Origin of the sequence: Persephonella sp. (genome assembly GCF_027023985.1) — a bacterium.
Lineage (GTDB): Bacteria > Aquificota > Aquificia > Aquificales > Hydrogenothermaceae > Persephonella_A.
In genome coordinates this window covers 24546-51077 of sequence record NZ_JALVTW010000035.1, presented here as the reverse complement: position 1 = coordinate 51077, position 26532 = coordinate 24546, and the positions used below count along the sequence as shown (strand labels likewise).

The window sequence follows — 26532 nt, the reverse complement described above, 5'->3', positions numbered from 1 at the left end:
GAAAATTATAAATCAAAAGAGAAAAAGGAGGAAATAAAGAAAGGGGCTAATATATAGCCCCTTTAAATTTATTACTTGGCAACTTCTACAAATCTTGATTCTCTGATTGTGGTTACCTTGATTTGTCCTGGGAATTCTACTTCTTTTTCTATTCTTTTTGCGATTTCTTTTGTCAGAAGATATGCCTCTTCATCTGATAATTTTTCTGCGTTTACTATAATCCTAACTTCTCTTCCTGCCTGTATAGCAAATGATTTTTCAACATTTTCAAATGAGTTAACAATGGCTTCAATTTTTTCCAGTCTGTTGATATAAGACTGGAGAGCTTCTCTTCTTGCTCCTGGTCTTGCTGCTGATAAAGCATCTGCAGCAGCTACTAAGACCGCTTCCGGATATCTTGCAGGCTCATCATTATGGTGATAAAGAATTGCATTTATAACCACATCAGGTTCTCCGTATCTTTTTGCCAGTTCTGCTCCGACTTTAGAGTGGGAACCCCCAACTTCGTGGGAAATAGATTTTCCAATGTCATGCATTAAACCTCCTCTTCTGGCTGCTTTTTCATCAAGTCCCAGTTCAGCAGCCATCATTCCTGCAAGGTATGCAACTTCTTTTGTATGCAGCAGAACGTTTTGTGTATAGGATGTTCTATAGTATAGTTTTCCTATGTAGTAATAAAGTTCAGGATGGACATCTGTAAATCCAAGCTCAAGACATGTTTCTTCACCAAGTTTTCTGACCTTTGCTTCCATTTCTTCTTTTACTTTTGATACTACCTCTTCAATTCTTCCTGGATGTATTCTTCCGTCTGCTATCAATCTTTCAAGGGATTCTTTTGCTATTTCCCTTCTAAGAGGGTCAAATGATGAAATCGTAACAATGTCAGGGGTATCATCAATAATCAGGTCAACTCCTGTTTCCATCTCAAATGCTCTGATATTTCTACCTTCCCTTCCAATAATTCTACCTTTTAGGTCGTTGGAAGGCAGGTCAACAACAGAGATTGTATATGATGTTGTTACTTCTGGTGCAAGTCTCTGTATTGCTGTAACCAGATTCCATTTTGCCTCTTTTTCTGCTTCTTTTCTTGCTTCTTCTTCTATCTCTTTCATCAGTTTAGCAGCTTCTAATTTTGCTTCTTCTTCAACTTTTTTCATAAGCTCTTCTCTGGCTTCCTCTTTAGTCATAGAAGCGATTCTCTGGAGCTCAAGGATATACTGCTCCTCTGCAGCTTTGATTTTTTGTTCTTTTTCTTCAATCTCTTTCTGGATAGCCTTGATTTCTTCCTCTAACTTTTTAACCTCGTCCCATTTTTTCTCAAGTTCTTCCTCTCTGTGTTCTATTCTTGCAATTCTTTTCTCAAGTTGAGCTTCCCTTGTCATAAGGGTTTTTTCAAGATTTTGAAGTTCTTCCCTTTCCTTTTTAAGTTCTTCTTCAAGTTGTTGTTTTCTTTTGAGAATTTCTTTTTCAATAATAATTTCCTGCTCTTTTTTCAGCTGCAAAGCTTCATTTTCAATCTCTTTTGCCTTAATCATTGCTTCTTTTTCTGCCTGTCTGATGATTTCCTCAGCTTTTCTTTTTGCTTCTGACTCAATTCTATTTTTTTCAGCAATTATCCTTTCTGCTTCTTTTTCTTTTTCTTGAAGTGCTTTTCCTACAGTTGTCTTGCATGCTGCAAATCCTGCAGCGCCTCCTACTGCTAAAGCTGAAACTCCAACTATTATCTCTATCATCTTTTCTCTTCCTCCTTTGTCTTTATTACTCTGGTAGGGGTTATGATTAAATCCACAGGAATGTCATGTTCTTCTACTGGTAGCTCATCAATCACCTGAAAATCAAATGCAAACCCCACCTTCAGTGCATTAGTTTTCTTTAAAAACCTATCGTAATATCCTTTGCCATATCCAAGTCTATGCCCTCTTTTGTCAAATGCAATAGCCGGAACAACAACAATATCAAGTTCTTCTGGATTTACAGGTAATCCTTCCGGTTCTTTAATTCCTGCATAGCCTGACTTTAGTGAGGACAGGTCTTTGACATGAACAGGTAAAATATCTTCACCTGAAACTTTAGGGAGGAAGACAGAAATATCTGATTTTTTTAGAAGTTTTTCAATAAGAGGTCTTGTGTCTACCTCATTTTTATGAGGATAGTAAAGAAGTATATTCTTTGCATTTTTTACATCAGGCAGGGAGCAGAATTTTTCTGCTATTTTGGCAGACTGCTCCTCAATCTGCCTGTGGCTTAATCTCTTACTTAAAATCTCTTTTCTAATACTCTCTTTCAATCTGACCTCCCATTAACATGGAAGGCCAACGCGGTATAAAACCCCGCGGAGGGCCGACGGGATGGTGAGTCCCTTTCTGGACCCAAATCAAAGGTGGGTGCCCGCACCGTGTTCCCACGGGATACACGGGATATAGGGCTCCCTTTCCAGTAGCTATAGCCCAGAAACTATCGTCACATCCCTATCGAGCCCCGCAGGAAACGTATTCTTTTATAAAAATCTATATAAAATTCCATTATTACCGCTTTAGCCTTCCTATGCTCTAAGTTTCAGGTTTTCAAAAGTTTTTTCAAGCTTTTCAATCATTTCTTCAGAAATTTTATTTACCTCTTCATCAGACAGAGACCTGTCCTCTGCTCTGAATTCAACAGAAACAGCAACGCTTTTTCTGTTTTTATCAATAAAGTAAACATCAAACAGCTCAACCTTTTCCACAAGGTTTGAGCTATCTTTTATAGCTTTTAATAATTTATCCACCTGCAGATTTTCGTCAACTTCAAATGCAAAATCCCTTTTAACAGATGGATATTTAGGAAGTTCTTTAAACTCAGGAAGTTTTCTTGTTAAATACAGGTTAAACAGATAACCTGTTTTGTTTAATGTGTCTTCCTGTAGTTTTCTTGAAACATATCTCAGTTTTAGCTCTCCAATATAGACATCTTTAGGAATTTCCAGTTTATCTGCTTTCTCTGGATGTATTCTGCCTAAATACCCAATATTTTGATTATTTACATAAATTTCGGCAGATTCGTAAGGATTAAGGAACGGCTTTTCTGAAGGTTTATACTCAACATCTGTAAAACCTAAACCATGTAGATAACTTTCTATAATACCTTTCAGCTTAAGGAAATCCCATTTTTCAGTTGTGGAGAACTTTTTATCACCTTTTGTGTAGTTAAATCCTTTTATATATCTACCTGTTGCCAGAATTCCTGCCCTTACCTCCTCATGGTCTTCAAAGAAAGCAGATGATATTTCAAATATTTTCAGGTCTCTATTCTGGAATCTTAAGTTATGCTGCAGAGTTTTTATCAAACTAACTGCAAGGTTGTCCCTCATTATACTCTGTGTTTTTAGTAGATAGTTCTTAATCTGTATCTGAGGGACAGGAAGTCCTAAAATGTTGTAAATGTCCTCATCAACAAAGGTATAGGTTACGACCTCATCAAGGCCGTTATCTTTGAAGAAATCTCTTGTTCTCAGCTCAAACAGAAAGCTATCACTTTTTTTATAGCTTTTTACAGATATTGATGGATATGTTTCTTCCAGTTTATTTAGGCCTTCTAATCTGCCAACCTCTTCAACAAGGTCTATCTCCCTTTCTAAATCAAATGCTCTGAATGCCGGTATTTCTGAGATTGTTCCATCTTCTACAATTTCTGTAGGGATTTCAAGTCTTTCCAGTAATTCTTTTGCCCTTTCTTTGGGGATATCTATTCCCAAAATTCTGCTGGTAGTTTTTTCTCTAAGTTTTATTTTTGCAGGTTGATATGGTTTAGGGTATATATCTGTTTCACCTACAGCCTCTCCACCTGCAAGTTTCACAATAAGTTCAACTGCTTTATCCTGAGCATTTGGGAGATTTTCTATATCCACTCCCCTTTCAAATCTGTATGAAGACTCTGTGCTGATAGCCAGTCTTTTTGCTGTTTTTCTGACAGAGATATTATCAAAAACTGCAGCCTCAAGGAGAATGTCTGTTGTGTTTTCATCAACTTTTGTGTTTTCTCCGCCGATTACACCGGCTATTGCAATTGGTTTTTCTTCATCTGCTATCACAATATCTTCAGTTGTTAGTTTTCTCTCTTCTCCGTCAAGGGTGATAATTGTTTCTCCTTCTTTTGCATTTCTAACTATAACCTTGCCTTTAATTTTATTTAAATCAAAGGCATGTAAAGGTTGCCCTTCCTGAAGGAGAATATAGTTGGTGATATCCACCACATTATTGATTGGGTTTTGTCCACATTTTATAAGTTTCAGCTGCAGGTCAAATGGAGAAGGCTGGATTTTTACCCCTTTGATTACTATTCCTCTGTATCTGCTTACTTTGTCTGTTTGGAGTTCTATCTGTGGTGGATTTTCCTGTGCTATTGAAACAACAGGATATTTTTCTTTTCTTTTAATACCGAAAATAGCCCCTATTTCTCTGGCTAAACCCCTAACGCTGAGAGCATCTCCTCTATTTGGGGTTATCTCAATCTCAAATATGTAATCCTCACCAAGTCCAAGGAGTTTATTTGGGTCTGTGCCTTCCTTTACTTCATCAGGAAGTATCAAAACCCCTTCTGCTTTTTCTGCAAGACCTAATTCCTCAAGGGATAAGAACATTCCTTCAGATTGAAAGGAGCCGAATTTTACAGGTTTTATAGTGATATCACCTATCTGGGCTCCTTCCTTTGCCAGTATAACCTTTGCACCTGTGAATACATTTTTGGCTGCTGTTACTACCTGATACTCTTTATCTCCGTCGGTAACTCTGCATATAAGAAGTCTATCCCTTTCAGGATGTTTTTCAACAGAGAGTATTTTTACAACAACAATATTGCCTATCGGTTGTCCAAACTTTTCTACAACTGTTTCAATACCTGTTTCATTAAGTTTTTCTGCTACCTTCTCTGCAGGTTCATCTATATCAAGAAACTCTTTTATCCATGAATAAGGAACTCTCATCTTATCCCCTTGAACTGATGGTTAAATCTCATGTTGTTTTCAAATAGTAGTCTGATATCGGTAATTCTGTATTTAAGCATTGCAATCCTTTCTATACCAAGCCCGAATGCAAATCCTGAATATTTATCAGGGTCTATATTTACCGCTTTGAATACATTAGGGTCAACCATTCCACATCCGAGTATCTCAAGCCATCCTGTTCCTTTGCAGACACGGCATCCTTTTCCACCGCAAACTGTGCAGCTTATATCAACTTCTGCTGATGGTTCTGTAAATGGGAAATAGCTTGGTCTGAATCTTATGCCTACGTCTTTGCCGAATACAGATTCTAAGAATATTTTCAGGATACCTTTCAGGTCTCTAAATGTCACATTTTCATCAACAAGTAGACCTTCTATCTGGTGGAACATCGGTGAGTGGGTTGGGTCTGCATCTTTTCTGTAAACACGGCCAGGTGCAATTATTGCGATTGGTGGTTTTCTTGTAAGCATTGTTCTAACCTGAACAGGGGATGTGTGCGTTCTTAGGATATCCCCGTTGTTCAGGAAAAATGTATCCTGCATATCCCTGGCCGGATGGTCTTTAGGGATATTTAGCATATCGAAGTTATACTCTTCCTTTTCAACCTCTGGACCCTCGGCAACAGAAAAGCCCATAGATATAAATATCTCGGAAATCCCAATTAATGTTGATATAACAGGATGGGAAGAACCAATATCTATCCAGCTTGCCGGAAGAGTTATATCAATTTTTTCTTTACGAAGTTCTTCCTCTAAAGCCTTTTGTTTTAGAGTTGTTTCCTGAGACTTTAAAAGCTCTTCTAATTCTTCTTTTATTTTATTGGCAAGCTGACCTATCTCTTTTCTTTCCTCAGGGGATAGTTTCCCTAAAGTTTTCAGGATATTTTTTAGCTTACCTTTTTTACCTAAAAACGCTACCCTTATATCATTAAGCTGTTTTAGATCAGTTGCTTTCTGGATAAGGGCTTTTGCCTCTTCTCCTAAGCTTTTTATATCTTCTTTCAGGCTCAAGTTTACCCTCTGCTTATTTTGATGCCAGTGCAGATTTTGCTGTTTCTGCTAATTTTGCAAACCCTTCTGGGTCTGTAACAGCGATATCAGCAAGCACTTTTCTATTGAGGTCAACACCTGCAAGCTTGAGCCCGTGTATAAACTGGCTGTAAGAAAGGCCATTTAATCTTGCTGCTGCATTAATTCTTGTTATCCAGAGTTTTCTAAAGTCCCTTTTTCTAAGTCTTCTATCTCTGTATTCATACTGAAGAGACCTTAAAACCTGTTCTTTAGCTCTTCTGTAAGAGCGGTGTTTTGCTCCGTAATAACCTTTTGCAAGTTTAAGAATTTTTTTCTTATGTTTTTTAGATGATGGTCCTTTTACTCTCATTTATCTTCCTCCTTTTACACTTGATAAGGGATTAAAGCTGCGACTTTGTCCTTGAGATTTTCAGGAACGTATTGTGCTTTTCTTCCCTGTCTTTTTCTTTTTCTTGTTTTCTTAGTATTGTAGTGGGATACTCCACCTTTCCAATACTTTATTTTGCCTTTAGCTGTAACTTTAAACCTTTTTGCAGCTGTTTTGTTAGTTTTCATTTTAACTTTAGCCATAATAAACCTCCTTTTTTATTGCAGGAAAATATCAGGAAATAGACTTAATAGTATAAAAAGTTTTTGGAAAATAATCAAATTGTAGTATATAATTACTCGTTGCAGGTCATATATGGGGGAATTTTCATAATGAATATAAAAATTATAGAACTTGCATTTGTTTTGTTTTTCGGTTTTTTTGTTATTTCTTGCGCCCAGAAAAGTTCTGTAGAAAAAGACAAAAAGCCTTATACCCCTGATAAAACAGTAATCCAGACCGAAGAAATAAAGCACAAACTAGAAAATAAACCCTCAAAAGCAGTAAAGCTAAAACCTGTTTTCTATAGACCTAAAAAGCTAAGTATCCTTTTTGTTGGCGATAGTATGGTTGAAGCCATAAAAAATCCTTCTAAAAAATTATGTATCCAAAAAGGAATTAAGTGTGCGTATGTATTCAAAAGAGGTTTAAGAACAGAAAAATGGACAGAAGATGAACTTTATAAGGAAAATCTTCTTTTTTCCCTTCATATCCACAAGCCTGATATTGTTGTTATATCAACAGGGACAAATGATATATATAACAAGGAAAGTAATGAAAAGATTTATATAGAGCTGGTTCAGCTTATAAACTTTATTAAGAAGGTTTCTCGTCATTACCATAAACAACCCCAGATTGTTTTGGTGGCACCTCCTATTCCAAATGATAACAATTTGAACGAATATCTTGTAAGGAAGTTTTCCAGTAGGAATATCAAACTAATTTTGTCTAAGTATTATGATTTTTCACTGTGGGATGGAGTTCATCCAGATATCAAAAGCAGTGAAATCTGGGCGAAAATAATACTAAAAAAAGCAATTCCGTCGGTAGATGCAAAATAAAAGTATTCTTCTTATCTTTATTACCTTAATGGCAGCATGGCTTAATATTGTTTATTCATGGGTTGTGGAAAGTTCTGAATTAGAGCCTCCTGTGCCATCAAATAAATGTGTTCAGTTGGCAAAAATTGTTTTAGATAATAAAAAAACTGTAATAACAGAATTACAGCCGGAAGAAGAGCCTAAAGATAAGAAAATAGCTAAAACGGAACCCCCTGAGAATCTGGAACTGAATCTGAATTTGTCAAACATCTTAAATATTGATATCCAGCCGGAAAATAAAAGGTCTCTTGATGGTATTTTGGTGGTTGGTGATTCCCTTGGAGAAGGCCTTTATCTTGAGTATGTAAAACACGTAAGGAAAGAACATTGTTTCAAAAATATCAAATTTTTTGTTGAACATTCTACAACCACATATAAATGGATGTCTGATAAGGATTTTTTAGAAGAATTAAAAAAACCTAAATACAAGCTGCTTCTGGTTGTTCTTGGAGCTAATCAATGGAAAATGGACAGGGTTAGCATGCTTGTTTCCATCAAAAAATTTTACAAAAAAATACATAAGATAAACCCAAATATAGATATATATTGGGTTGTCCCTGCTGTAAAGAATAAAAATCTAAAGACTATTATTGAAGATACAATAGGCAGAGACAGAACCATTGCAATGGATGAGTTTATAGATGAAATTCCTCTGAAAAAAGACAAAATACATCCTTCCATTAAAAAAGGCGGTTACAAAATCCTTTGGGAAAAGATATTAGGTAAACTTAAAAAAAGATGGGAAATAGTATGCAAGAGCTAATAAATGGATGTATAGACCACCTGAGAATCGGTAATTTTTTGTTTTTTCTGTTACTTCCTCCATTATTTTTGCTGAGTTATTTTTCCTCCAGACTGAGCATTACAGGCTATAAACTTTTTCAGGTTTTTATTGGATTTATTTATTATCTACTGATTCTCAAGGGAAACCTGCCTGCACTTTTTATATTTATGAACCTTATTGCTATTAACTATCTCCTGCTCAGGAATATGGATTTATTTGATAATAAGCCCTCTGTCCGTAAAGCTATTTTGATTGTTGCTATTGTTATAAATCTTATCCCTCTAATTATGATGAAGGATTATCTGCCACTTTTAAAAACAGAGCCTAATTATTTTATTCAGATTATAGGTCTTTCTTACTTTTCTTTAAATGCAATCTCAATGTTTGTTGATTTTTATAAAAAGAAATTTAGAAAGTTTTTCCTGATAGATTTTCTGCTTTATTCAATATATTTTCCAAAAATATTTGCAGGTCCCCTTGTTAGATACAGGGAATTTATCAGGCAGGTTAACTGGAATTACAAAAATAAAACTTTTAATGAGCTAAATCTTGGTGTTTTTTTACTGGCACTGGGTATTATAAAAAAATGGTTTGCTGATTATCTGTTCCAGTATTCCTCGGCTATTTTTTCAAATCCTGCAGGCTTTGGTGGTGAAGAGTTATTTATGAATATTTATGTTTATACAGCTTATATATTTCTGGATTTTTCGGGATATACAGACATTGCAAGGGGAACTTCTTTGCTTATGGGAATTAACCTCCCTGAAAATTTCAGGTCGCCATATCTTTCCAAAAGTTTCAGGGAATTTTGGAGAAGATGGCATATAACACTTTATCAGTGGATAAGGGATTATGTTTATATTGATTTATTAGGTGGCAATAGGAAGGGAAAAATCAGGACATATATCAATATATTGATTGCCTTTATTTTAAGTGGAATATGGCATGGTAATTACTTTAACTATATTATCTGGGGATTTTCCCATGGACTTGGTGTGATTTTTACGCGGGATTTAAAGGAAGATAGCAGAATAAAAAGATATCTGATGTGGTTTTTGACATTTAATCTAATTGCTGTGTTATGGATTGTTTTTGCGATTACTGATATATCAACTTTAAAGGATTATTTTGTGACAATGGTTACAGGTTTTAATCCTGTAGGACTGGCTTCTTTTATTGTTTTCAGAACAGATATTGTTATTCCCTTAATCATTGGTTTTGGGATAGCCTTCATAGATAGCTGGCTAAAGGAGAAATTTATTGTAAATCTTCCTCCATATAGATTTTATGCAGTATCTTCTATTTTGTTTTTGATAGCTATATTCTTACTTAACTATAAGGTTGCTGTTTCACCATTTTTGTATGAAAGTTTTTAGAGGAGTTTTTGAAGTTTTTCCACTAATTTTCTAACTGCCTTTCCTCTATGGGATATTTTGTTTTTTTCTTCAGGTGTAAGCTGTGCCATTGTTACCAAATATCCTTCAGGAACAAAAATTGGGTCATATCCAAAGCCTTTATCCCCGATAGGCTTATCTGTTATTTTCCCGTAGCAGTATCCTTCTGTCCATAGACCGAAATCCTCAGGATTATAAAAAACAACAACACTGACAAATCTGGCCTCCCTATCCTCAACACCTTCCATAAGTCTGAGGAGCTTTTTAATATTGGCTTTATCCTTATTTTCCTCTAGAGGCTGTTTGCCTCCAAACTCAATATCATAAAATCTTGCAGAATACACACCGGGATATCCGTTTAAGGCTTTTACCTCTAAACCTGCATCCTCAGCAATAACAGGTATTTTGTAAAACTGGGCATACTCTCTGGCTTTTTTAATCGCATTTTCTAAAAATGTTTCTTTATCCTCTTCTACTTCAAATTTTTCAGGCATATCTTCAAGGGATAAAACCTGTATTCCGTATTTTGATAAAAGCTGCTTGAATTCCTTTAATTTTCCTTTATTTGTTGTGGCTACCAGAACTTTATCAATCATATTTTCCCCCTTGATAAAAGATGACAAAATGCAACGGCAATAGCATCAGCTTCATCATGGGTCTGGGTTTTGACTCCCAGAATTTTTTCTACCATTAGAGAAACTTCCTCTTTTTTAGACCAGCCATATCCGGTAATAGCATTTTTTACCTGCTGGGGTGTATATTCAAACAACTTGATATTATTTATTGAAGAGATTAAAAGAATTATACCTCTTACCTCCCCAAGTCTGATTAATGACTGGGGATTTTTCCCATAGAATGCAGCCTCAAGAGCTATCTCATCTGGAGAATGGTTGTCAATAATTTCCTGTAAGCTATTAAATATATTTTTAAGATTGTCAGGTCTTTTTCTGGATTTTATTGTTCCTGAACGTTCAACCTTAAAATTATTTCCTTTGCCTATCAAAATAGAAAACCCGGTGGAATAATTCCCCGGGTCTATACCAAGAACTTTTATCATGCCACCTGATTTATCAGTTCATCTGACATTTCAAAGTTTGAGTAAACCTTTTGAACATCGTCATTATCCTCAAGGGCATCAAGTAGTTTAAGAAGTTTTTGTGCTGTTTCAGGGTCTTTTATTTCAACTGTTGTTGTTGGAATTCTTGTTATTTCTGCTTTTTCTATGGAAATTCCTTCTTTCTCAAGGGCTTCCTTAACAGCATACAGGTCTTTTGGTTCTGTTCTGACTTCATAGTAGTTTTCATCATCGGTTATAAGGTCTTCTGCACCTGCTTCTATTGCTTTCTCAAAGAGTTCTTCTTCAGAGATGCTGTCCTTAGGGACAAGAATTACTCCTTTTTCTTCAAAAAGGAATGATACACAACCGGATGCACCAAGATTTCCACCGTGTTTTGTGAACAGGTGTCTTACCTCTGACGTTGTTCTGTTTCTGTTATCTGTGAGACATTCAACTATAATAGCGACACCTTCAGGACCGTATCCTTCATAAACAACCTCTTCGTAGTTTACACCTTCTAATTCACCTGTTCCTCTTTTGATTGCTCTTTCAATATTTTCAATTGGCATATTTGCTTTTTTAGCCTTTTCGATGGCAATTCTGAGCCTTGGGTTAAATTCAGGGTCACCACCGCCCTGTCTTGCTGCAACTGTTATTTCCCTGAGAAGCTTTGTAAAAAGCTGTCCTCTTTTAGCATCCTGTTTTGCTTTTTTGTGTCTTATATTGTGCCATTTACTATGTCCAGCCATTTAAGAAACACCTCCTTGAATTGTTCACGGTCATTAATTTATTTCTATTTTGAATATTGCAATATGCAATAAAACTATTATAAATTTTTAGCTTATGGAAAACAAAATTTTTACTATTTATGAAAAACTTTTAGAGGCTTTTGGTTATCAAAACTGGTGGCCTGTTCATCAGGGTGTAGATAGATTTCTTGAAGTTTCTATAGGGGCAATCCTGACCCAGAATACGAACTGGTCAAATGTTGAAAAAGCCATTGAAAACTTGATAAAGGAAAATCTGCTTGAATGGAATGCCCTTGCAAATATAGAAACAGAAAAACTTGAAAAACTGATTAAACCGGCAGGATTTTACAGACAAAAGGCCAGATATATCAAAAATTTTGTGAATGCTATAAAAAATAAGCCAAGGGAAGAGATAACAAGGGAGTTTTTATTATCCCTTAAAGGCATAGGAGAAGAAACTGCAGACAGTATTCTCCTTTATGGACTGGATAGACCTTATTTTGTTGTTGATGCATATACAAAAAGGCTGTTTTATCGTGCTGGTATTATAGATAACCCTAAAATCAGATATTCCCAGCTACAAAAATTAATAACAGATAATATTCCGAAGGATTTAGAAGTTTACAAAGAGTATCATGCACTTATAGTTGAGCTTGGGAAAAATTATTGTAAGAAAAAACCTGTATGTGAAAACTGTCCTATAAAGAATATATGCCAGCAGAATTTGAAATGAAAAATATAATTAATATAATTTTAAGGCAAAGGGTTCAGGAAAAATGGAAAACTTTGAATATTCTAAATTTGGATATAAACTCTGGTTTTTAATAAGGCCGATATTTAGGCTGATTTTTAGAATATCAGCAGAAGGGATAGAGAATATTCCAAAGGAAGGCGGATGTATCCTTGCTGCAAACCACAGGAGTAATCTTGACCCTTTTGTGCTGAATACGGTATCTCCACGGCCTATATTTTTTATGGCAAAACATGAACTGTTTAAAATTCCTGTTTTAAGCTGGATTATCAGAAAAGCAGGTGCAATTCCTGTAAAAAGAACAACAAGAGATATAGGAGCTTTAAAGAAGGCTATAGAACTGGTTAATAATGGCTATTGCATTGGTATTTTCCCTGAAGGAACAAGGGCAAAACCCGGACAGTTTAGGAAACCCCAGAGTGGTGTTGGACTTCTTGTATCCAAAACTTCAGGAGAAGTTGTCCCTGTTAGAATAGAGGGAACAGACCTTATTATGCCTGTGGGAAGCAGCTTTCCAAAAATATGGAAAAGTCCTGTTCAGATAAAGTTTGGAAAACCATTAAAAATAGACAAAAATAAAGAATATATGGAAATTGCAGAGTATATAATGGAAGAAATTAAAAAACTTTAGGAGGAAACAAAATGGCTAATATAAAAGTTGCAGAAACAGCAGGATTTTGCTTTGGTGTTAAGATTGCTGTTGATAGTGCCATAGAAGCAGGAAAAAAATATGGTAAAGCATACACAAATGGTCCAATAATCCACAACAAGCAGGTTGTCCAATTTCTTGAAAACCTGAATGTAAGGGAACTAAGCAGCTATGATGAATTAAAAGCAGGGGATACGATTTTAATTCGTTCCCATGGTGTTCCACCTTCCACAGAAAGAAAACTACAAGAGCTGGGTGTTAATGTTATAGATGCCACCTGTCCATTTGTTAAAAAAGTTCATGAAAAGGTGCGTCAGCTTGTTGAGGAAGGATATTATGTAATTATTATCGGAGAAGAAGGACACCCTGAAGTCATCGGAATTCTTGGACATCTTGAAGAGGTTGGGGGAAAAGGAATTGTAGTGGAGAATATGGAAGACCTGATTAGAAAATTTCCCAAAAGGAACAAAGTAGGTGTTGTAGCTCAAACAACCCAAAATGAAGAATTTTTTGAAGAAGCTGTTGGATATATAGCTTCTAATGTTGAGGAACTCAAAGTATTCAATACTATATGCGACGCAACATCTGTCCGTCAGGAAGAAGTTAAAAAACTGGCAAAAGAAGTTGATGTAATGATTATTATTGGCGGAAAGCACAGCGGAAATACCAGAAGACTGACACAGATATCAAAGGCCTTAAATCCAAATACATACCACGTAGAAAAGGCGGATGAACTTCAACCTGAATGGTTTGAAAATGCTGAAAATATAGGTGTATCAGCAGGAGCATCCACTCCAGACTGGATAATAAAGGAAGTTGTTGAGAAAATTCAGGAAATTACGAAATAGTTAAAAACCTATTTCTTACCAGTCTGGAGTAAAATGTGGATGAAAGGGTAAATATTGTTGTTGATGCATTTAGAACAACAATAGAGCATGTTAATCTGATAGCAGTTTTTATAGTAGTCCTTATTTTTGTTTTAATTGCTTTTTTTCTGTTTTTCTGGGAGAAATTTGAGGAGTTTATCTCCCAGAGATATATGAAAAGATTATTTTTTAGAAATGGAGAAGCTTATGGTTTAACAAGACGAGAGCTGGAAATTCTCTGGGAATACTCCCATAAAACCCATAAGGACCCATTTCTTGTTCTTGAATATAAAGCACCATTTGAAAAGGTAGTTCAGGCATACATAGAAGACAATCCTGATTTTGATGAAAAACTTATAAAAAATATGCGTAAAAAATTAGGATTTGACAAAATACCGCCATTCATGCCTCTTATATCAACCAAAGATATAGACCTTTTCCAGACTGGAAACTTTATGTATCAAAATAGAACCTATCCCGTTGCCCTTTATGATAAGGATGAAAAATATATGTATTGGTATCTTATAGACCAGAAACCTCCTTTTCCTTTTAAAGAAGGAGATAATGTGAAAATAAAATTTATAAGGGAAGATGATGCAATATATCTAATTGATGGTAATATTGAGGAAATCTTTGAAGAAGATGGAAAATACATAATAAAAATCCCCCATACATTTAAATTCCTTCAGATTCAAAGGAGAAAAGATTTCCGGGTCAAAAAAGAAATTCCTTTAATTTTAGAGACTTACGACATTAACGGAAATAAGGTAAAAAAAGAGTTCAAAACAACCGATATTAGTATTGACGGAGTAGGTTTTTGTATTCCAATAAAAGAAGCACGGAATTTGAAAATGAATATTGGGGCAGAGATAAATCTTGTGCTTGAGTTTGAAGATGCCCAAATACCTGTTCAGGCAGTTATTAAAAATATAAGGGAAATGGGCAAGAACATATGTTACGGGGCAGAATTCAAAGACCTTAAGGGTGAAAATAAAAACTTTATTATAAAATTCGTTCAGGCCGAGCAACAGAAATTACTTAAGGAATACAAAAGACTTAAACTATTTGAATAGAGAGGATAACCTTGGACATAGCCACGGTCATTGGTATTGTTGGTGCGACGCTTCTACTGGTAATCTCAATAGCCTTAGGTGGTAGTCCCCTTGCTTTCGTAAATATACCTTCATTACTTATAGTTGTAGGTGGAGGACTTGCAGCATCCCTTGCATCCTATCCCCTTAAAGAAATGATAAACGGCCTCAAAGCTGTTCTAAAAGCCTTTAAACCCGGTCTTCCTGACCCTGTTGAGCATATAGATTTTCTGGTTGATGTGGTTAACAAAGCAAGGAAAAATGGAATTCTGGCACTGGAATCAGATATTGATAATTTCTATGAAAAAGACCCATTTTTTGGGGATTTAATGAGAATGCTTATAGATGGTCAGGATATTGAAGAAATCAAAAGTAATGCAGATACAGCCCTTATGAAAATAGACCAGGATTTATCTACAGAAGTTGCTATCTGGGAGGCTTTAGGAGAATTATTCCCTGCTTTCGGTATGATAGGAACATTGATTGGTCTTATCCAGATGTTACAAAACTTGAACGACCCATCTGCATTAGGCCCCGGTATGGCCGTTGCTATGATTACAACCCTTTACGGTGCTGTTCTTGCAAACGTTTTGTGTGTGCCTGTGTCCAAAAAGCTGAAATATTACAAAGACCTATCCCTGCTTATGAAAGAAAGTTACATCCTGACCATAGAAGCTATAAACAGCGGAACAAACCCTAATGTCCTCAGGGCAAAACTTATGTCCCTGCTTGGCGTTAAAGCCGGAGAAGAAGGATAATGGCACGTAAAAAAAAAGAGGAATGTAAAAAAATACCTGGCTGGCTAATAAGCTTCGGCGACCTTATGTCATTGCTTCTTACATTCTTTATTCTTCTATTCTCTATGGGAACAATATCCCTTGAAAAATTTCATATGGTTATAAAAGGTGTTACAGAGAGTTTAGGTGGAAGGAAGATATTTTTGGAGCAAAAACTCCTTAATCAATCAAATGTGCCTGTTGAATTTCCAAATATGTATCCAAAAATCAAAAGAAGAAAAATGCTTACAAAGGCGTTATTAGATATACAGCAAAAACTGAAAAAAGCAGGTATAGAAGCAGATATTATCAAACATGGAAGTATTATCAGATTTAGATTAAATACAGATAAAGTTTTTCCTCCAGGAAGCGAAACACCTTATCCAGAAGTTGTGCCATTTATACTTGAAATATGTAAAAGTCTTAAACAGGCTGGTTTTACGGTAATAATTGAAGGACATACAGATAACATTCCAATAAGAAGTGGTAAATATAAATCAAATCTTGAGCTTTCTGCCCTTAGAGCTTTAAGTATTTTGAAACTTTTTAGACAGTGTGGCTATCCAGAAAAAGATATGGCTGCCAGAGGTTATGGCCCTTATAGACCTATTGCACCAAATAACACACCACAGGGCAGGGCTAAAAACAGAAGGGTTGAATTTGTTATAAATGCTTCATAAAAAGGATTAAAAATGGCAAGAAAGAAAAAAGAGGAATGTCCCAGTGCACCGGCTTGGCTAATAAGTTTTAGTGATTTAATGTCTCTGCTGCTGACATTCTTTATTCTTTTGTATTCAATGTCTGTCCTTGATATAAAAAAATTAATGAAATTCCTGTGGTATTTTCAGGGTGAAAGAGTTCTTCAATATACAAAAACAACAGCTTTGCTACCTCCAATAAGTTTACTTCCTAAGGATATGGCTTTATCCCTTAAAGAGAGAATTAAAAGAGTTTTACCTGTTCATGCATACCAGATAGAAGTAATTGAGGATTATGTTATAGTCCGTTTGTTTAATGATGTTGTTTTCAAACCAGGAAGTGCTGAGCTTACAAATGAAGCTAAAAAAGCTTTAAAGCAAATAGCAAAGGTTTTAAAAGGTTTATCTAAGAATGAAACAGAAATATTAGTGGAAGGACATACAGATATTGAAGTTCCAAAAGGTGTTGACCCATGGAAACTTTCAATTGAGCGGGCTGTAAACGTGGCTGAGTTTCTAATCAAAAATGGCGTAGACCCAAAAAAAATATCAGCCACAGGATATGGGAATACAAAGCCCTTATATACATGGAACCATCCACTTTTGAGAAGACGGAACGACAGAGTTGAAATCATAATAAAAGTCAAAACCCAGCGAGATGATTTGATGAAGGAAAGTAAGAGTTTACAAAAATAGTCCTTTCAAATTTAGTAAAGATTTTAGGTTATTTATTTGGTATTAAACATCTACTATCTATCCAATATTTGATTTTGTTTTTTGTTTTTGGCTCAAGAGGTTCTACAAATGTTCTATACCAGAAAAAATTAGTTGATAAAACTTTTACAAGTTCTCCAGGTTTAAATTTTCTGGCTAATTTCTGTTCCACAAGCTCCTTTTGTCTATTGGAATCGTCGGTAATTAAGTTTTTGTTTACAAATCCAATACATTCCTTTGATATTATACAAATATCTCCTTCTGCACAATTCGCATTCGCCATTCCAGGAATTAAGTAGATAATAGTTAGTAGTAATAAGAGGTATTTCTTCATAGTCATCTTCCTATAATTATTGCTAATAATATTATAAATCACCATCAATCTATAGACAAATTTTGATTTTGTAGTTCATCTTAGATTTAAATCGTATTTCATAGTTAACTAAAAAAATGATAAAATTTTAGTTTAGCTATTAATATCAAATTAGAGGTCTTAAATTATGGAAAATTTCCAGTCAGAATTTGAAAAACTTCTTGAAGAAGAATCAGCCAATATTCACCATTATTCAAAAGGTGAAGTAATAAAAGGAAAAATTGTAAAAATTCAGGATGATGTTGCATTTGTTGATATTGGACAAAAAACTGAAGTTGTTATAGATCCCTCCGAAGTTCAGGGATTACAAGAAGGGGACGAGATAGAAGCCGTATACCTGGGCAAAAGAAATAAAGAAGGTTATGCAGTAATATCAAGAAAACCAATCCTATATCAGCAGGCGTTACAAAATGTTGAGAACGCATTTAATACAAACTCTAAAATAAAAGCAAAACTAATTAAGAAAGCCACAAAAGGTTTCCTGTTAGACCTCGGAGGAGTAAGGGCTTATCTACCATTTTCAGAATCAGGACTGAAAAAAGGGGAAGAATTTCCACCTGCAGAATTTGATGTATATGTCCTGAAATTTGAAAAAATAGGAAAAACTCCTAACATAGTTGTTTCCAGAAAACAGGTTATTCAGGAAGAAGAGGAGAAAAAAAGAAAAGAAATATTTGACCTTCTCCAAGAAGGACAGGTTGTTCGTGGAAAAGTTGTAAAAATCACAGATAAAGGAGCAGTTTTATCCCTTGAAAATGTGGTTTTTGGCTTCTTGCCACAGGCTTTATATTCTTGGGACAAAAACAAAAAATTACAGGATGAGCTGTCTGTTGGCGACGAAATAGAAGTTAAAGTAAAAAGCATAGACAGGGAAAACCAAAAGGTTGTTTTCTCTAAAAGAGACCTTGAACCAAATCCATGGATAGAATTTGATAAAGAAGTTGGAGATGTAGTTGAAGCAGTTGTTAAAGAAATAAATGATTACGGACTTGTCGTAAAAGTCGGGGATTTAGAAGGATTTATCTATAAAATGGAAACAGACCATATAAAACCCCTTGCATATAAAGAAAAATTCAAGCCTGGACAAAAAGTTCAAGCAAAGATTATTGAGTTAGACAGGGATAATAGAAAACTCAAACTTAGTATAAAACAGGCACAGCCTCATCCTGTTGATAAATTCCTTGAAGAAAATCCTGAAGGTTCAGAAATAGAAGGAAAGATTAAAGAAATCAAAACAAAAATGGCAATTATAGACCTTGGAAATGAACTGGAAGGTGTTCTCCATCTCATAGATGCCACATGGAACCCAAAAGTTAAAAATATTTCTACCGTTTTAAAAGGTAAAAATATCAAAAAGTTTAAAGTCCTCGGCAGAGAAGGAAATAGAATAAAACTCGGCCTAAAACAATTTAAAGAAAATCCGTGGGAAATATTCCTGAAGACCCATAAAGTTGGAGATGTGGTAAAAGGAAAAGTAATCAAACTGATAGATAGGGGAGCATTTGTTGAGCTTGCAGATGAAGTAGAAGGATTTATCCCTGTAAATCAGATATCAAAAGAAAAAATAGAAATTCCAAGTGATAAATTATCCAAAGGACAGGAAATTGAGGCTAAAATAATTAAAATTAAAGGCAAGGATATAATCCTTAGTATAAAAGCACTGGAAAAAGACAAAGAGAAAAAAGAATTAGAAGAGGTTCTGAATAAGGTTAAGCCTTCCGGAGAAGGACTTGGAACCCTTGGAGAACTACTTAAAGACAAACTTAAGGAGCTGAAAAATAAGTGATTATAGATATACTGCTTTTTATAGCAGGTCTTGTATTTATTCTGATATCTGCAGAGCTTTTTACAAACGGCGTAGAGGCTTTAGGGGACAAGCTTAATCTATCCCAGAATTTTACAGGCAGTATTCTGGCTGCAATTGGAACGGCTCTACCGGAGACTATTTTGCCTATAATAGCTATATTCTTTTTTGGTCATAATCACGGACATGATATAGGTGTCGGGGCAATACTCGGAGCACCGTTTATGCTATCAACTCTGGCATTTCCACTTGTTGGAATAACCGTCCTAATAGGATATTTTCTTCTGAAAAAAAGAAGCCTTGAGATAAATATAGAAACAATAGGCTTTAGAAGAGACCTTGTATTCTTCCTTTTCGCATATTCAGTAGCTTTATTTATAGTGCCTTTTGAAGACCATTTATTAAGGATTTTTACAGCATTATTTTTATTAGGAATTTATATTTTGTATGTTTTCCTTACGCTTAAAGGCGAAAGTCAAGAAATGGAAGAAGTGGAACATCTATATTTTGCACCCAAAAATCCGGAGCCTTCTATATTAATAATACTTCTGCAAGTAATTGTATCCCTTATTATTATGATTACAGGGGCAAACATTTTTATAAAAGGTCTTGAAAATATAAGTATTGCAATTGGTTTTCCTGCGCTTATTTTTTCACTGCTTGTGGCACCTATAGCAACAGAACTGCCTGAAAAAATAAACAGTGTTTTATGGATTTTACGGGGGAAAGACACCCTCGCTGTTGGTAATATAAGCGGAGCAATGGTTTTCCAGAGCACAATACCGGTTTCTATAGGGGTTGTTTTTACACAATGGGACATTACAGGGCTTGCTTTTGTGTCAGGAATTTTCACAATTATGGCAGGATTTATTGCATTGGTAACATCTTATGTCGAAAAGAAATTAATTCCCTTTGGGCTTACACTGGGAGGAATGTTTTATATTATTTATATCTTTTTGGTAATAAAACAAAATTTTTAAAGGGCTTGGGAGTATGGAAGGAAACAAAGATATACAGTCTTTATCAGAAAGAATAGAGCTTTTAAGAAAGGAAGTTAAGAAAGGAAATAAAGAAAAATTAAAAGAATTAATACAGGCAAGAAAAGAATTTAGAAAGCTTACAAGAAATAGAATAGAAGAGCTTTCTGCATGGGAAAGAGTTCAACTGGCAAGGCACCCAAAAAGGCCACATACCAGTGATTATATAAATAATCTATTTACAGATTTTGTTGAACTGCACGGGGATAGAAGATTTGGAGATGACAAAGCTATAATTGCAGGATTTGCATTTTTTGAAGGGATACCTGTTGCTGTTATAGGTCATGAGAAAGGGAAAGATACAAAGGAAAAAATAGAAAGAAATTTTGGTATGCCACACCCAGAAGGATATAGAAAAGCTATAAGAATTATGAAACTGGCAGAAAAATTTGGCCGTCCTGTTTTTACATTTATAGATACACCAGGAGCATACCCGGGAATTGGAGCAGAAGAAAGAGGACAATCACAGGCTATTGCAGAAAGTATAATGACAATGGGTGGTTTAAGAGTTCCTATTGTTGCTACTGTTATTGGAGAAGGCGGAAGCGGTGGAGCACTTGCCCTTGGTGTTGGGGATAGAATACTGATGCTTGAAAACTCTATATACTCTGTAATATCCCCTGAAGGATGTGCAGCAATTCTGTTTAAATCACAGGAAAAAGCCCCTGAAGCAGCAGAAAATCTGAAAATAACCGCAAAACATTTAAAAGAGCTCGGAATTATAGACTGTATAGTTCCTGAGCCACCGGGAGGAGCACACCTGCAACCTAAAAAAACATACAGACTTTTAAAAAGAGCACTTAGAAAAGCATTAAGAGAAATAATAGATATTCCACCTGACCAGCTTGTAGAGGAAAGACAATCCAAATTCTACTCAATGGGCAGGTTTATAGAAAAATAAATGAAGATAGTAGTCTGGCAGACAGCTTTTTTGGGGGATTTAATCCTTTCTACTCCCCTATTCCATTCAATAAAAAATCTCTTTCCTGATAGCAAACTTTATGTAATTGCAAAACCATTTGGGAAACAAGTCTTAAAGAATAATCCGTATGTAGATGAGCTTATTATTTTTGATAAATCAAAAGATTCAACCTTTTCTTTAATCAAAAGATTAAGAAAGGAAAAATTTGATATAGCAATATCTCCCCATCGTTCCCATAGGGCAGCTTATTCTCTGTTTTTATCAGGAATTCCGTTCAGGGTAGGCTTTGATAAAGCAGGCTTCTCTTTTTTATACTCAAAAACGATTCCCCATAGATTTGATGGAACCCATGAGATAGACAGAAATCTATCTTTGCTTAAGGTTTTTCCTGAATATTCTGAGGATAAACTCCATAAAATCCCGGAACTGTTTTTAACTGAAGAGGAAGATAAAAGTTATCAAAAATATGGATTAAAAGATAAAGACTATATCCTAATAGCTCCCGGTTCAAAATGGAATACAAAAAGATGGACGGTAGAGGGTTTCAGGGAAGTAATAAAAGCTCTTATGGAAAATGAAAATATTGTGCTGATTGGTGGAGAAGAGGATTTACCTTTTACTCAAAAAATAATATCTCTTTTGAAAAATAAACCTTTAAATCTCGTTGGCAAAACAAATTTAAGGGAAAGTTTTTCTCTGATAAAACATGCAAAAGCCCTTATATCAAATGATTCGGCACCTGTTCATATGGCAGTTGCATTTAATACCCCTGTGGTTGATATATATGGTCCCACAATAACAGATTTTGGGTTTTATCCATACAGAAACGGTATTGTTGTTGAAGTTAAAGGCCTAAAATGTAGACCTTGCGGACTTCATGGTCACAACGAATGTCCAACAGGCACATTTGAGTGCATGCAAGATATAACTCCTGATATGGTTTTAAATGGCCTGAAAAATCTCATGGAATAAAATAATTAATAGCAATATATTGTATTTATAACTATATCACAGGAGGGTCTAATGTCTATTCATATTGACGCCAGAGAAGAAATCAAAAAATTATCAAACCAGATAAAAGATGAACTTATCCAGTGGAGAAGACATATACATATGTATCCTGAACTTTCTGCACAAGAGCATAAAACAGCAAAATTTGTTGCAGAAAAACTAAGAGAATTTGGAGTTGATGAAGTAATAGAAAATTTCGGTGGAACTACAGCAGTTGTCGGTCTTATTAAAGGAAAACATGATATAACCGTAGCCCTTAGGGCTGATATGGATGCCCTGCCTATGCAGGAAAAAACAGGAAAACCCTATGCCTCAAAAGTTCCAAATGTTATGCATTCCTGTGGCCATGATGCTCATACTACCATCTTATTAGGGGCTGCCAAGGTTTTAACTGAATTAAAGGAACATCTTCAGGGGAATGTAAAACTTATATTCCAGCCCTGTGAAGAAAGACATGATTGTGATGGAGCAAAAAAATTAGTAGAAGCAGGAGTTTTAGATAATCCGAAAGTATCAGCTATTTTTGGAGCCCACATGTTCCCTGAACTTCCTGCAGGAAAAGTGGGAACAAAGATAGGTCATATGATGGCTTCCTCCGATATATTCCATATAAAAATTAAAGGGAAAGGTGCCCATGCCTCCAGACCACACCTTGGAGTTGACCCTGTTCTTGTAGGAGCACAGGTTATAAACTCCCTCCATCATATAGTTAGCAGAAAAGTTGATCCGCTGCATCCGGCAGTTTTAACTATCGGAAGGATAAAAGGCGGATATGCAGATAACATTATTCCCGATGAAATTGAGATGGGAGGAACAGTTAGAACTCTTAGCCTTGAGCTTAGAGATCAGATACCAAAATGGATGGAGCATACTATCTGGGGTGTAACCCTTGCCTATGGAGCTGCTTATGAATTTGATTATCAACATGGAACTCCACCTGTAATAAATGATGAGAAAACAACAAAATTTGCCCTTGGTATGATGAAGGATTTACTTGGAGAAGAAAATGTGGTTGAGCTGGAAAATCCAAGTATGGGTGGCGAAGATTTTGCTGAATATCTTATGAAAGTTCCAGGAACATTTATCAGAATTGGAATTAGAAATGAGGAAAAAGGAATAACAGCACCTCTCCACAGTCCACTGTTTGATATAGATGAGGATGTCCTACCTATAGGCGTATCAGTAATGGCTTATCTGGCATACAAATGGGTTGAAGAGCACTCCTAATTTAACCTACTACTTTGTAGTTTTCTCCTTTTATAAAGTCCATGATTTTAACAACCATTTGGGACGGTAACAGTCCCAGTTCCTCTTCTAATTTGTCTATCTTTCCGTGTTGAACAAATCTATCAGGAATACCAAATCTCAGCAGTTCGTTGGAGTATCTATTATCCAGAATATACTCGGCTATAGCACTTCCAAAACCACCATTTACAGTTCCATCTTCCATAGTTATAACAAAATGATGGGCGCTTAGAATTTCATTTAGGAGTTTTTTATCCAGAGGTCTAATAAATCTTGCATTAACAATAGTCGGATTTATTCCATATTTTTTAAGCTGATTTTTGGTTTCTTTAGCTTTTTCTACATACTTACCAACAGCAAGGATAGCTATATCTTTTCCTTCATCTAAAACTTCCCAACTACCTATAGGAATTTCCTCAAATCCTTCTGCTTTTTCTCCTATAGCTGAACCTCGGGGATATCTTATGGCAAATGTTTTGCCAGAGTTTATTGCAGTATAAAGGAGATTTCTTAACTCTTGTTGGTCTTTAGGGGCAGATATAACGATATCAGGAATAGCCCTTAAAAATGCTATATCATAAACTCCATGGTGTGTTGGTCCATCTTCTCCTACCAGTCCTGCCCTATCAATTGCAATTACAACAGGTAAATGTTGAAGGGCAATATCATGGATAACCTGGTCATATCCCCTTTGTAGAAATGTTGAATAATAAGATAGAACAGGTTTCATTCCTTCTGCTGCAAGTCCTGCAGCAAATGTGGCAGCATGCTGTTCAGCTATACCAACATCAAAAAATCTATCCGGAAATCTATCTGCAAATTCGGTAAGCCCTGAGCCTTCTTTCATAGCCGGCGTAATTGCTACAACCTTCTCATCCTTTTCTGCAATCTCTGTCAGAGCCTTACCAAAAACTTTACTCCAGGAAGGTGGAGCACCGACTTTCTTAATTGGTGTTCCTGTTATTTTGTCAAAAGGAGATATTCCATGAAATGGAGTTGGGTTTTCTTCTGCAGGTTTATATCCTTTTCCTTTTTGGGTGAGTATATGCAGAATTATAGGACCTCTCATTTTTTTGATATTTTCCAGTGTTTTTTCTAGTTCAAAAACATTGTGTCCATCAACAGGTCCCACGTATGTGAAACCAAGTTCCTCAAATATGACACCTGGGGCAAAAAGCCCTTTTATGTATTCTTCAAACTTCCTTGCAACCTTTGCACCTTGTTCACCAAAAACTTTCTTTATTACATCTTTTAGTTTTTGTCTTGATTTCTGGAATACTTCATTTGTTATTATTCTGTTGAAATATGTATAAATTGCCCCGACGTTTGGAGATATAGACATCTGATTATCATTAAGAATGACGATAAACTTGCTTGGGTCTAACCATCCTGCATTATTTAGACCTTCAAAAGCTTGACCGGCTGTCATTGCACCATCACCGATAACGGCAATACTCCAGCCTTCCTCTTTTTTCAGGTCTTTTGCCATTCTCATTCCAAGGGCAGCAGAGATTGAGGTGCTACTGTGTCCTGCACCAAAATGGTCGTAGGGACTTTCAGTCCTTTTTAGAAATCCTGAAATGCCTTTATACTGTCTGAGTGTTTTAAATTGCTCTTTTCTACCTGTTAGGATTTTCCATGAATAGGCCTGATGACCTATATCCCAGACGATTCTATCCATCTCAGGGTTAAATACCTTTAGAAGTGCTACTGTTAACTCAACGACACCAAGGGAAGGCCCAATATGACCACCATTTCTGGAGGTTACCTCAATGATATAATCCCTGATTTCTTCTATTAGAGATTTTATCTCTTCATCAGAAAGATTTTTCAGGTCTTTATAATCATTTATTTTATTTAAAACTTTATATTTACTTAACATTTTTTCTTTCCCACTTAATTTAAGTATAATTTCTTAATTATATAACAAATTATTAAGAGGTAATTCTATTGGATAAATCTATTCTGGAAAAAATAAAATTCAACTCCCATGGACTTGTGCCTGTTGTAACCCAGAGCTATTACACAGGAAAGGTTCTTATGCAGGCCTATGCCAATAAAGAAGCTATAGAAAAAACCATTGAAACCGGTTATGCCACATACTATTCCCGTTCCAGACAGGAACTATGGGTAAAGGGAGAAACCTCTGGAAATAAGCAAAAAGTAGTAAAAATAAAAATAGATTGTGATGAAGATAGTGTTTTATATCTTGTAAAAGATTACGGAGTGGCCTGTCATACAGGGGAAGAAAGCTGTTTTTACAGGGATATAAACCTGAAAAAAGAAGAAAAACCTGATGCCTATGAGATATTCCACGCTTTATATGAAAAAGTCCTAGAAAGAAAAACAACAAAACCTGAAGGCTCTTATGTTGCAAAATTATTTGAAAAAGGTTCAGACAAAATTATCCAAAAAGTAGGAGAGGAAGCTATAGAAACTGTAATAGCCCTGAAAAATAAAGATAAAGACGAAATTGTCTATGAAACTGCAGACCTTATTTTTCATTTGATTATTGCACTTGCCGATACAGGAATAAAATTAGAAGATATTCAGGAAGAGTTACTAAGAAGATATAAATAAAAAGGAGGAAAACAATGTTAAAAGAAGGAGATAAAGCACCAGATTTTTGTCTGCAGGGATTAACGCCTGAAGGTGAAGAAAAGGAAATCTGCCTTAAAGACTTACTTTCTGAAGGTAAATATCTCATTTTATATTTTTATCCGAAGGATAATACTCCAGGTTGCACCACAGAAGCTTGCGATTTCAGGGATAATCTTAATGTAATTGGAGACAAAGCAGTTGTTGCAGGAGTTAGCCCGGATAGTATGAACAGCCACAAAAAATTTAAAGAGAAGTATAATCTGAACTTTTATCTCCTTTCAGACCCAGATAAAAAAGTTTTAGAAGCTTATGATGCCTATGGCGAGAAAAAAATGTATGGCAAGGTAACAAAAGGTGTTATTCGCTCCACATACATAATTGCCCCTGATGGAACAATAGTCAAAAAATGGAGAAATGTTAAGGCCAAAGGTCATGTTGCAAAAGTAGTAGAAGAACTGGATAAATTGTTAAATAAATAAATATTTAGCCCCTCTGGAAAATAAAATTACAGCGCATATATTTTTATTGTATCTT

28 protein-coding genes are annotated in these 26532 nt (G+C 35.4%); 17 read left to right on the top strand and 11 right to left on the bottom strand.

The window, feature by feature from the left end; all coding sequences use genetic code 11:
* Window positions 1-71: 71 nt before the first annotated feature.
* The 6 genes from rny to rpmI all read right to left on the bottom strand — a co-directional run bounded on the left by rny (window position 72) and on the right by rpmI (window position 6579).
* Window positions 72-1733, bottom strand: a complete 1662-nt coding sequence (rny, locus tag MVE07_RS09740) for a ribonuclease Y (RefSeq protein ID WP_297456980.1) — start codon at window positions 1731-1733, stop codon at window positions 72-74.
* Window positions 1730-2287, bottom strand: coding sequence for a 5-formyltetrahydrofolate cyclo-ligase (locus MVE07_RS09735; RefSeq protein WP_297456977.1), 558 nt, complete (start codon window positions 2285-2287; stop codon window positions 1730-1732). Before MVE07_RS09735 ends, rny begins: the two co-directional genes overlap by 4 nt.
* A 255-nt stretch (window positions 2288-2542) precedes the next feature.
* Window positions 2543-4957: a phenylalanine--tRNA ligase subunit beta gene (gene pheT / locus MVE07_RS09730; protein WP_297456974.1), complete on the bottom strand. Its 2415-nt coding sequence runs from the start codon at window positions 4955-4957 to the stop codon at window positions 2543-2545.
* Window positions 4954-5970, bottom strand: coding sequence for a phenylalanine--tRNA ligase subunit alpha (gene pheS / locus MVE07_RS09725; protein WP_345781551.1), 1017 nt, complete (start codon window positions 5968-5970; stop codon window positions 4954-4956). The genes pheT and pheS overlap by 4 nt, the downstream gene beginning before the upstream one ends.
* A gap of 31 nt (window positions 5971-6001) precedes the next feature.
* Window positions 6002-6358, bottom strand: a complete 357-nt coding sequence (rplT, locus tag MVE07_RS09720; protein WP_029519857.1) for a 50S ribosomal protein L20 — start codon at window positions 6356-6358, stop codon at window positions 6002-6004.
* Between the two features lie 14 nt (window positions 6359-6372).
* Complete coding sequence (gene rpmI / locus MVE07_RS09715; RefSeq protein ID WP_029519856.1) at window positions 6373-6579, bottom strand: 50S ribosomal protein L35; 207 nt, start codon at window positions 6577-6579, stop codon at window positions 6373-6375.
* A 129-nt stretch (window positions 6580-6708) separates the two neighbouring features.
* Between rpmI and MVE07_RS09710 the strand changes: the two genes are divergently transcribed.
* The 3 genes from MVE07_RS09710 to MVE07_RS09700 are packed head-to-tail and all read left to right on the top strand — an operon-like array spanning window position 6709 to window position 9636.
* Entirely contained in the window at window positions 6709-7437 is a 729-nt protein-coding gene (locus MVE07_RS09710; RefSeq protein WP_297456965.1) for an SGNH/GDSL hydrolase family protein, read from the top strand.
* Window positions 7438-7465: 28 nt separating this feature from the next.
* Window positions 7466-8239, top strand: a complete 774-nt coding sequence (locus MVE07_RS09705; protein WP_297456962.1) for a hypothetical protein — start codon at window positions 7466-7468, stop codon at window positions 8237-8239.
* A complete protein-coding gene (locus MVE07_RS09700) occupies window positions 8215-9636 on the top strand; it encodes an MBOAT family O-acyltransferase (protein WP_297456960.1) in 1422 nt (473 codons plus the stop codon). The genes MVE07_RS09705 and MVE07_RS09700 overlap by 25 nt, the downstream gene beginning before the upstream one ends.
* Here MVE07_RS09700 and rdgB read toward each other — a convergent pair.
* The 3 genes from rdgB to MVE07_RS09685 are packed head-to-tail and all read right to left on the bottom strand — an operon-like array spanning window position 9633 to window position 11460.
* Window positions 9633-10250, bottom strand: coding sequence for an RdgB/HAM1 family non-canonical purine NTP pyrophosphatase (gene rdgB, locus MVE07_RS09695; protein WP_297456958.1), 618 nt, complete (start codon window positions 10248-10250; stop codon window positions 9633-9635). The genes MVE07_RS09700 and rdgB overlap by 4 nt on opposite strands.
* Window positions 10247-10711 carry a crossover junction endodeoxyribonuclease RuvC gene (ruvC, locus tag MVE07_RS09690; protein WP_297456955.1) on the bottom strand — a complete coding sequence of 155 codons (465 nt, stop codon included), beginning with the start codon at window positions 10709-10711 and terminating at the stop codon, window positions 10247-10249. Before ruvC ends, rdgB begins: the two co-directional genes overlap by 4 nt.
* Window positions 10708-11460, bottom strand: a complete 753-nt coding sequence (locus tag MVE07_RS09685; protein ID WP_297456951.1) for a YebC/PmpR family DNA-binding transcriptional regulator — start codon at window positions 11458-11460, stop codon at window positions 10708-10710. Before MVE07_RS09685 ends, ruvC begins: the two co-directional genes overlap by 4 nt.
* Before the next feature lie 94 nt (window positions 11461-11554).
* On the opposite strand from MVE07_RS09685, the gene MVE07_RS09680 reads away from it, so the two are divergent.
* Genes MVE07_RS09680 through MVE07_RS09650 form a run of 7 tightly spaced genes read left to right on the top strand, consistent with a single transcriptional unit; the run spans window position 11555 to window position 16987 of the window.
* Window positions 11555-12193: an endonuclease gene (locus tag MVE07_RS09680; protein WP_297456948.1), complete on the top strand. Its 639-nt coding sequence runs from the start codon at window positions 11555-11557 to the stop codon at window positions 12191-12193.
* Between the two features lie 43 nt (window positions 12194-12236).
* The gene (locus tag MVE07_RS09675) at window positions 12237-12842 is read left to right on the top strand and encodes a lysophospholipid acyltransferase family protein (RefSeq protein ID WP_297456945.1); all 606 of its coding nucleotides are present in this window, start codon (window positions 12237-12239) and stop codon (window positions 12840-12842) included.
* Window positions 12843-12853: 11 nt separating this feature from the next.
* Window positions 12854-13708: a 4-hydroxy-3-methylbut-2-enyl diphosphate reductase gene (gene ispH / locus MVE07_RS09670; RefSeq protein ID WP_297456942.1), complete on the top strand. Its 855-nt coding sequence runs from the start codon at window positions 12854-12856 to the stop codon at window positions 13706-13708.
* A 35-nt stretch (window positions 13709-13743) separates the two neighbouring features.
* Entirely contained in the window at window positions 13744-14799 is a 1056-nt protein-coding gene (locus MVE07_RS09665; RefSeq protein WP_297456939.1) for a PilZ domain-containing protein, read from the top strand.
* A gap of 11 nt (window positions 14800-14810) precedes the next feature.
* Entirely contained in the window at window positions 14811-15575 is a 765-nt protein-coding gene (locus tag MVE07_RS09660) for a motility protein A (protein ID WP_297456935.1), read from the top strand.
* A complete protein-coding gene (locus MVE07_RS09655; RefSeq protein ID WP_297456932.1) occupies window positions 15575-16273 on the top strand; it encodes a flagellar motor protein MotB in 699 nt (232 codons plus the stop codon). Before MVE07_RS09660 ends, MVE07_RS09655 begins: the two co-directional genes overlap by 1 nt.
* A 12-nt stretch (window positions 16274-16285) precedes the next feature.
* Complete coding sequence (locus MVE07_RS09650; RefSeq protein WP_297456929.1) at window positions 16286-16987, top strand: flagellar motor protein MotB; 702 nt, start codon at window positions 16286-16288, stop codon at window positions 16985-16987.
* Between the two features lie 28 nt (window positions 16988-17015).
* On the opposite strand, the gene MVE07_RS09645 is transcribed toward MVE07_RS09650, so the two are convergent.
* Window positions 17016-17339 carry a hypothetical protein gene (locus MVE07_RS09645; protein WP_297456926.1) on the bottom strand — a complete coding sequence of 108 codons (324 nt, stop codon included), beginning with the start codon at window positions 17337-17339 and terminating at the stop codon, window positions 17016-17018.
* Between the two features lie 166 nt (window positions 17340-17505).
* Here MVE07_RS09645 and MVE07_RS09640 point away from each other — a divergent pair, with 166 nt between their 5' ends.
* The 5 genes from MVE07_RS09640 to MVE07_RS09620 are packed head-to-tail and all read left to right on the top strand — an operon-like array spanning window position 17506 to window position 23379.
* Window positions 17506-19164, top strand: a complete 1659-nt coding sequence (locus MVE07_RS09640; protein WP_297456923.1) for a S1 RNA-binding domain-containing protein — start codon at window positions 17506-17508, stop codon at window positions 19162-19164.
* On the top strand, window positions 19161-20162 hold the full coding sequence (locus tag MVE07_RS09635; RefSeq protein ID WP_297456920.1) for a sodium:calcium antiporter: 1002 nt from the start codon (window positions 19161-19163) through the stop codon (window positions 20160-20162). The genes MVE07_RS09640 and MVE07_RS09635 overlap by 4 nt, the downstream gene beginning before the upstream one ends.
* 13 nt (window positions 20163-20175) lie before the next feature.
* Window positions 20176-21120 (top strand): acetyl-CoA carboxylase carboxyltransferase subunit alpha, encoded by a 945-nt coding sequence (locus MVE07_RS09630; protein ID WP_297456918.1) that lies wholly within the window; start codon window positions 20176-20178, stop codon window positions 21118-21120.
* Window positions 21121-22113 (top strand): lipopolysaccharide heptosyltransferase II, encoded by a 993-nt coding sequence (gene waaF, locus MVE07_RS09625; RefSeq protein WP_297456915.1) that lies wholly within the window; start codon window positions 21121-21123, stop codon window positions 22111-22113.
* Between the two features lie 51 nt (window positions 22114-22164).
* Window positions 22165-23379 (top strand): M20 family metallopeptidase, encoded by a 1215-nt coding sequence (locus tag MVE07_RS09620; RefSeq protein ID WP_297456911.1) that lies wholly within the window; start codon window positions 22165-22167, stop codon window positions 23377-23379.
* A 1-nt stretch (window position 23380) separates the two neighbouring features.
* Here MVE07_RS09620 and dxs read toward each other — a convergent pair whose 3' ends face one another.
* A complete protein-coding gene (dxs, locus tag MVE07_RS09615) occupies window positions 23381-25279 on the bottom strand; it encodes a 1-deoxy-D-xylulose-5-phosphate synthase (RefSeq protein WP_297456908.1) in 1899 nt (632 codons plus the stop codon).
* Window positions 25280-25347: 68 nt separating this feature from the next.
* Here dxs and hisIE point away from each other — a divergent pair, with 68 nt between their 5' ends.
* Both hisIE and MVE07_RS09605 read left to right on the top strand, forming a co-directional pair.
* Entirely contained in the window at window positions 25348-25977 is a 630-nt protein-coding gene (hisIE, locus tag MVE07_RS09610; RefSeq protein ID WP_297456905.1) for a bifunctional phosphoribosyl-AMP cyclohydrolase/phosphoribosyl-ATP diphosphatase HisIE, read from the top strand.
* A 14-nt stretch (window positions 25978-25991) separates the two neighbouring features.
* Window positions 25992-26477, top strand: coding sequence for a peroxiredoxin (locus MVE07_RS09605; RefSeq protein ID WP_297456902.1), 486 nt, complete (start codon window positions 25992-25994; stop codon window positions 26475-26477).
* The last annotated feature ends 55 nt before the right edge of the window (window positions 26478-26532 follow it).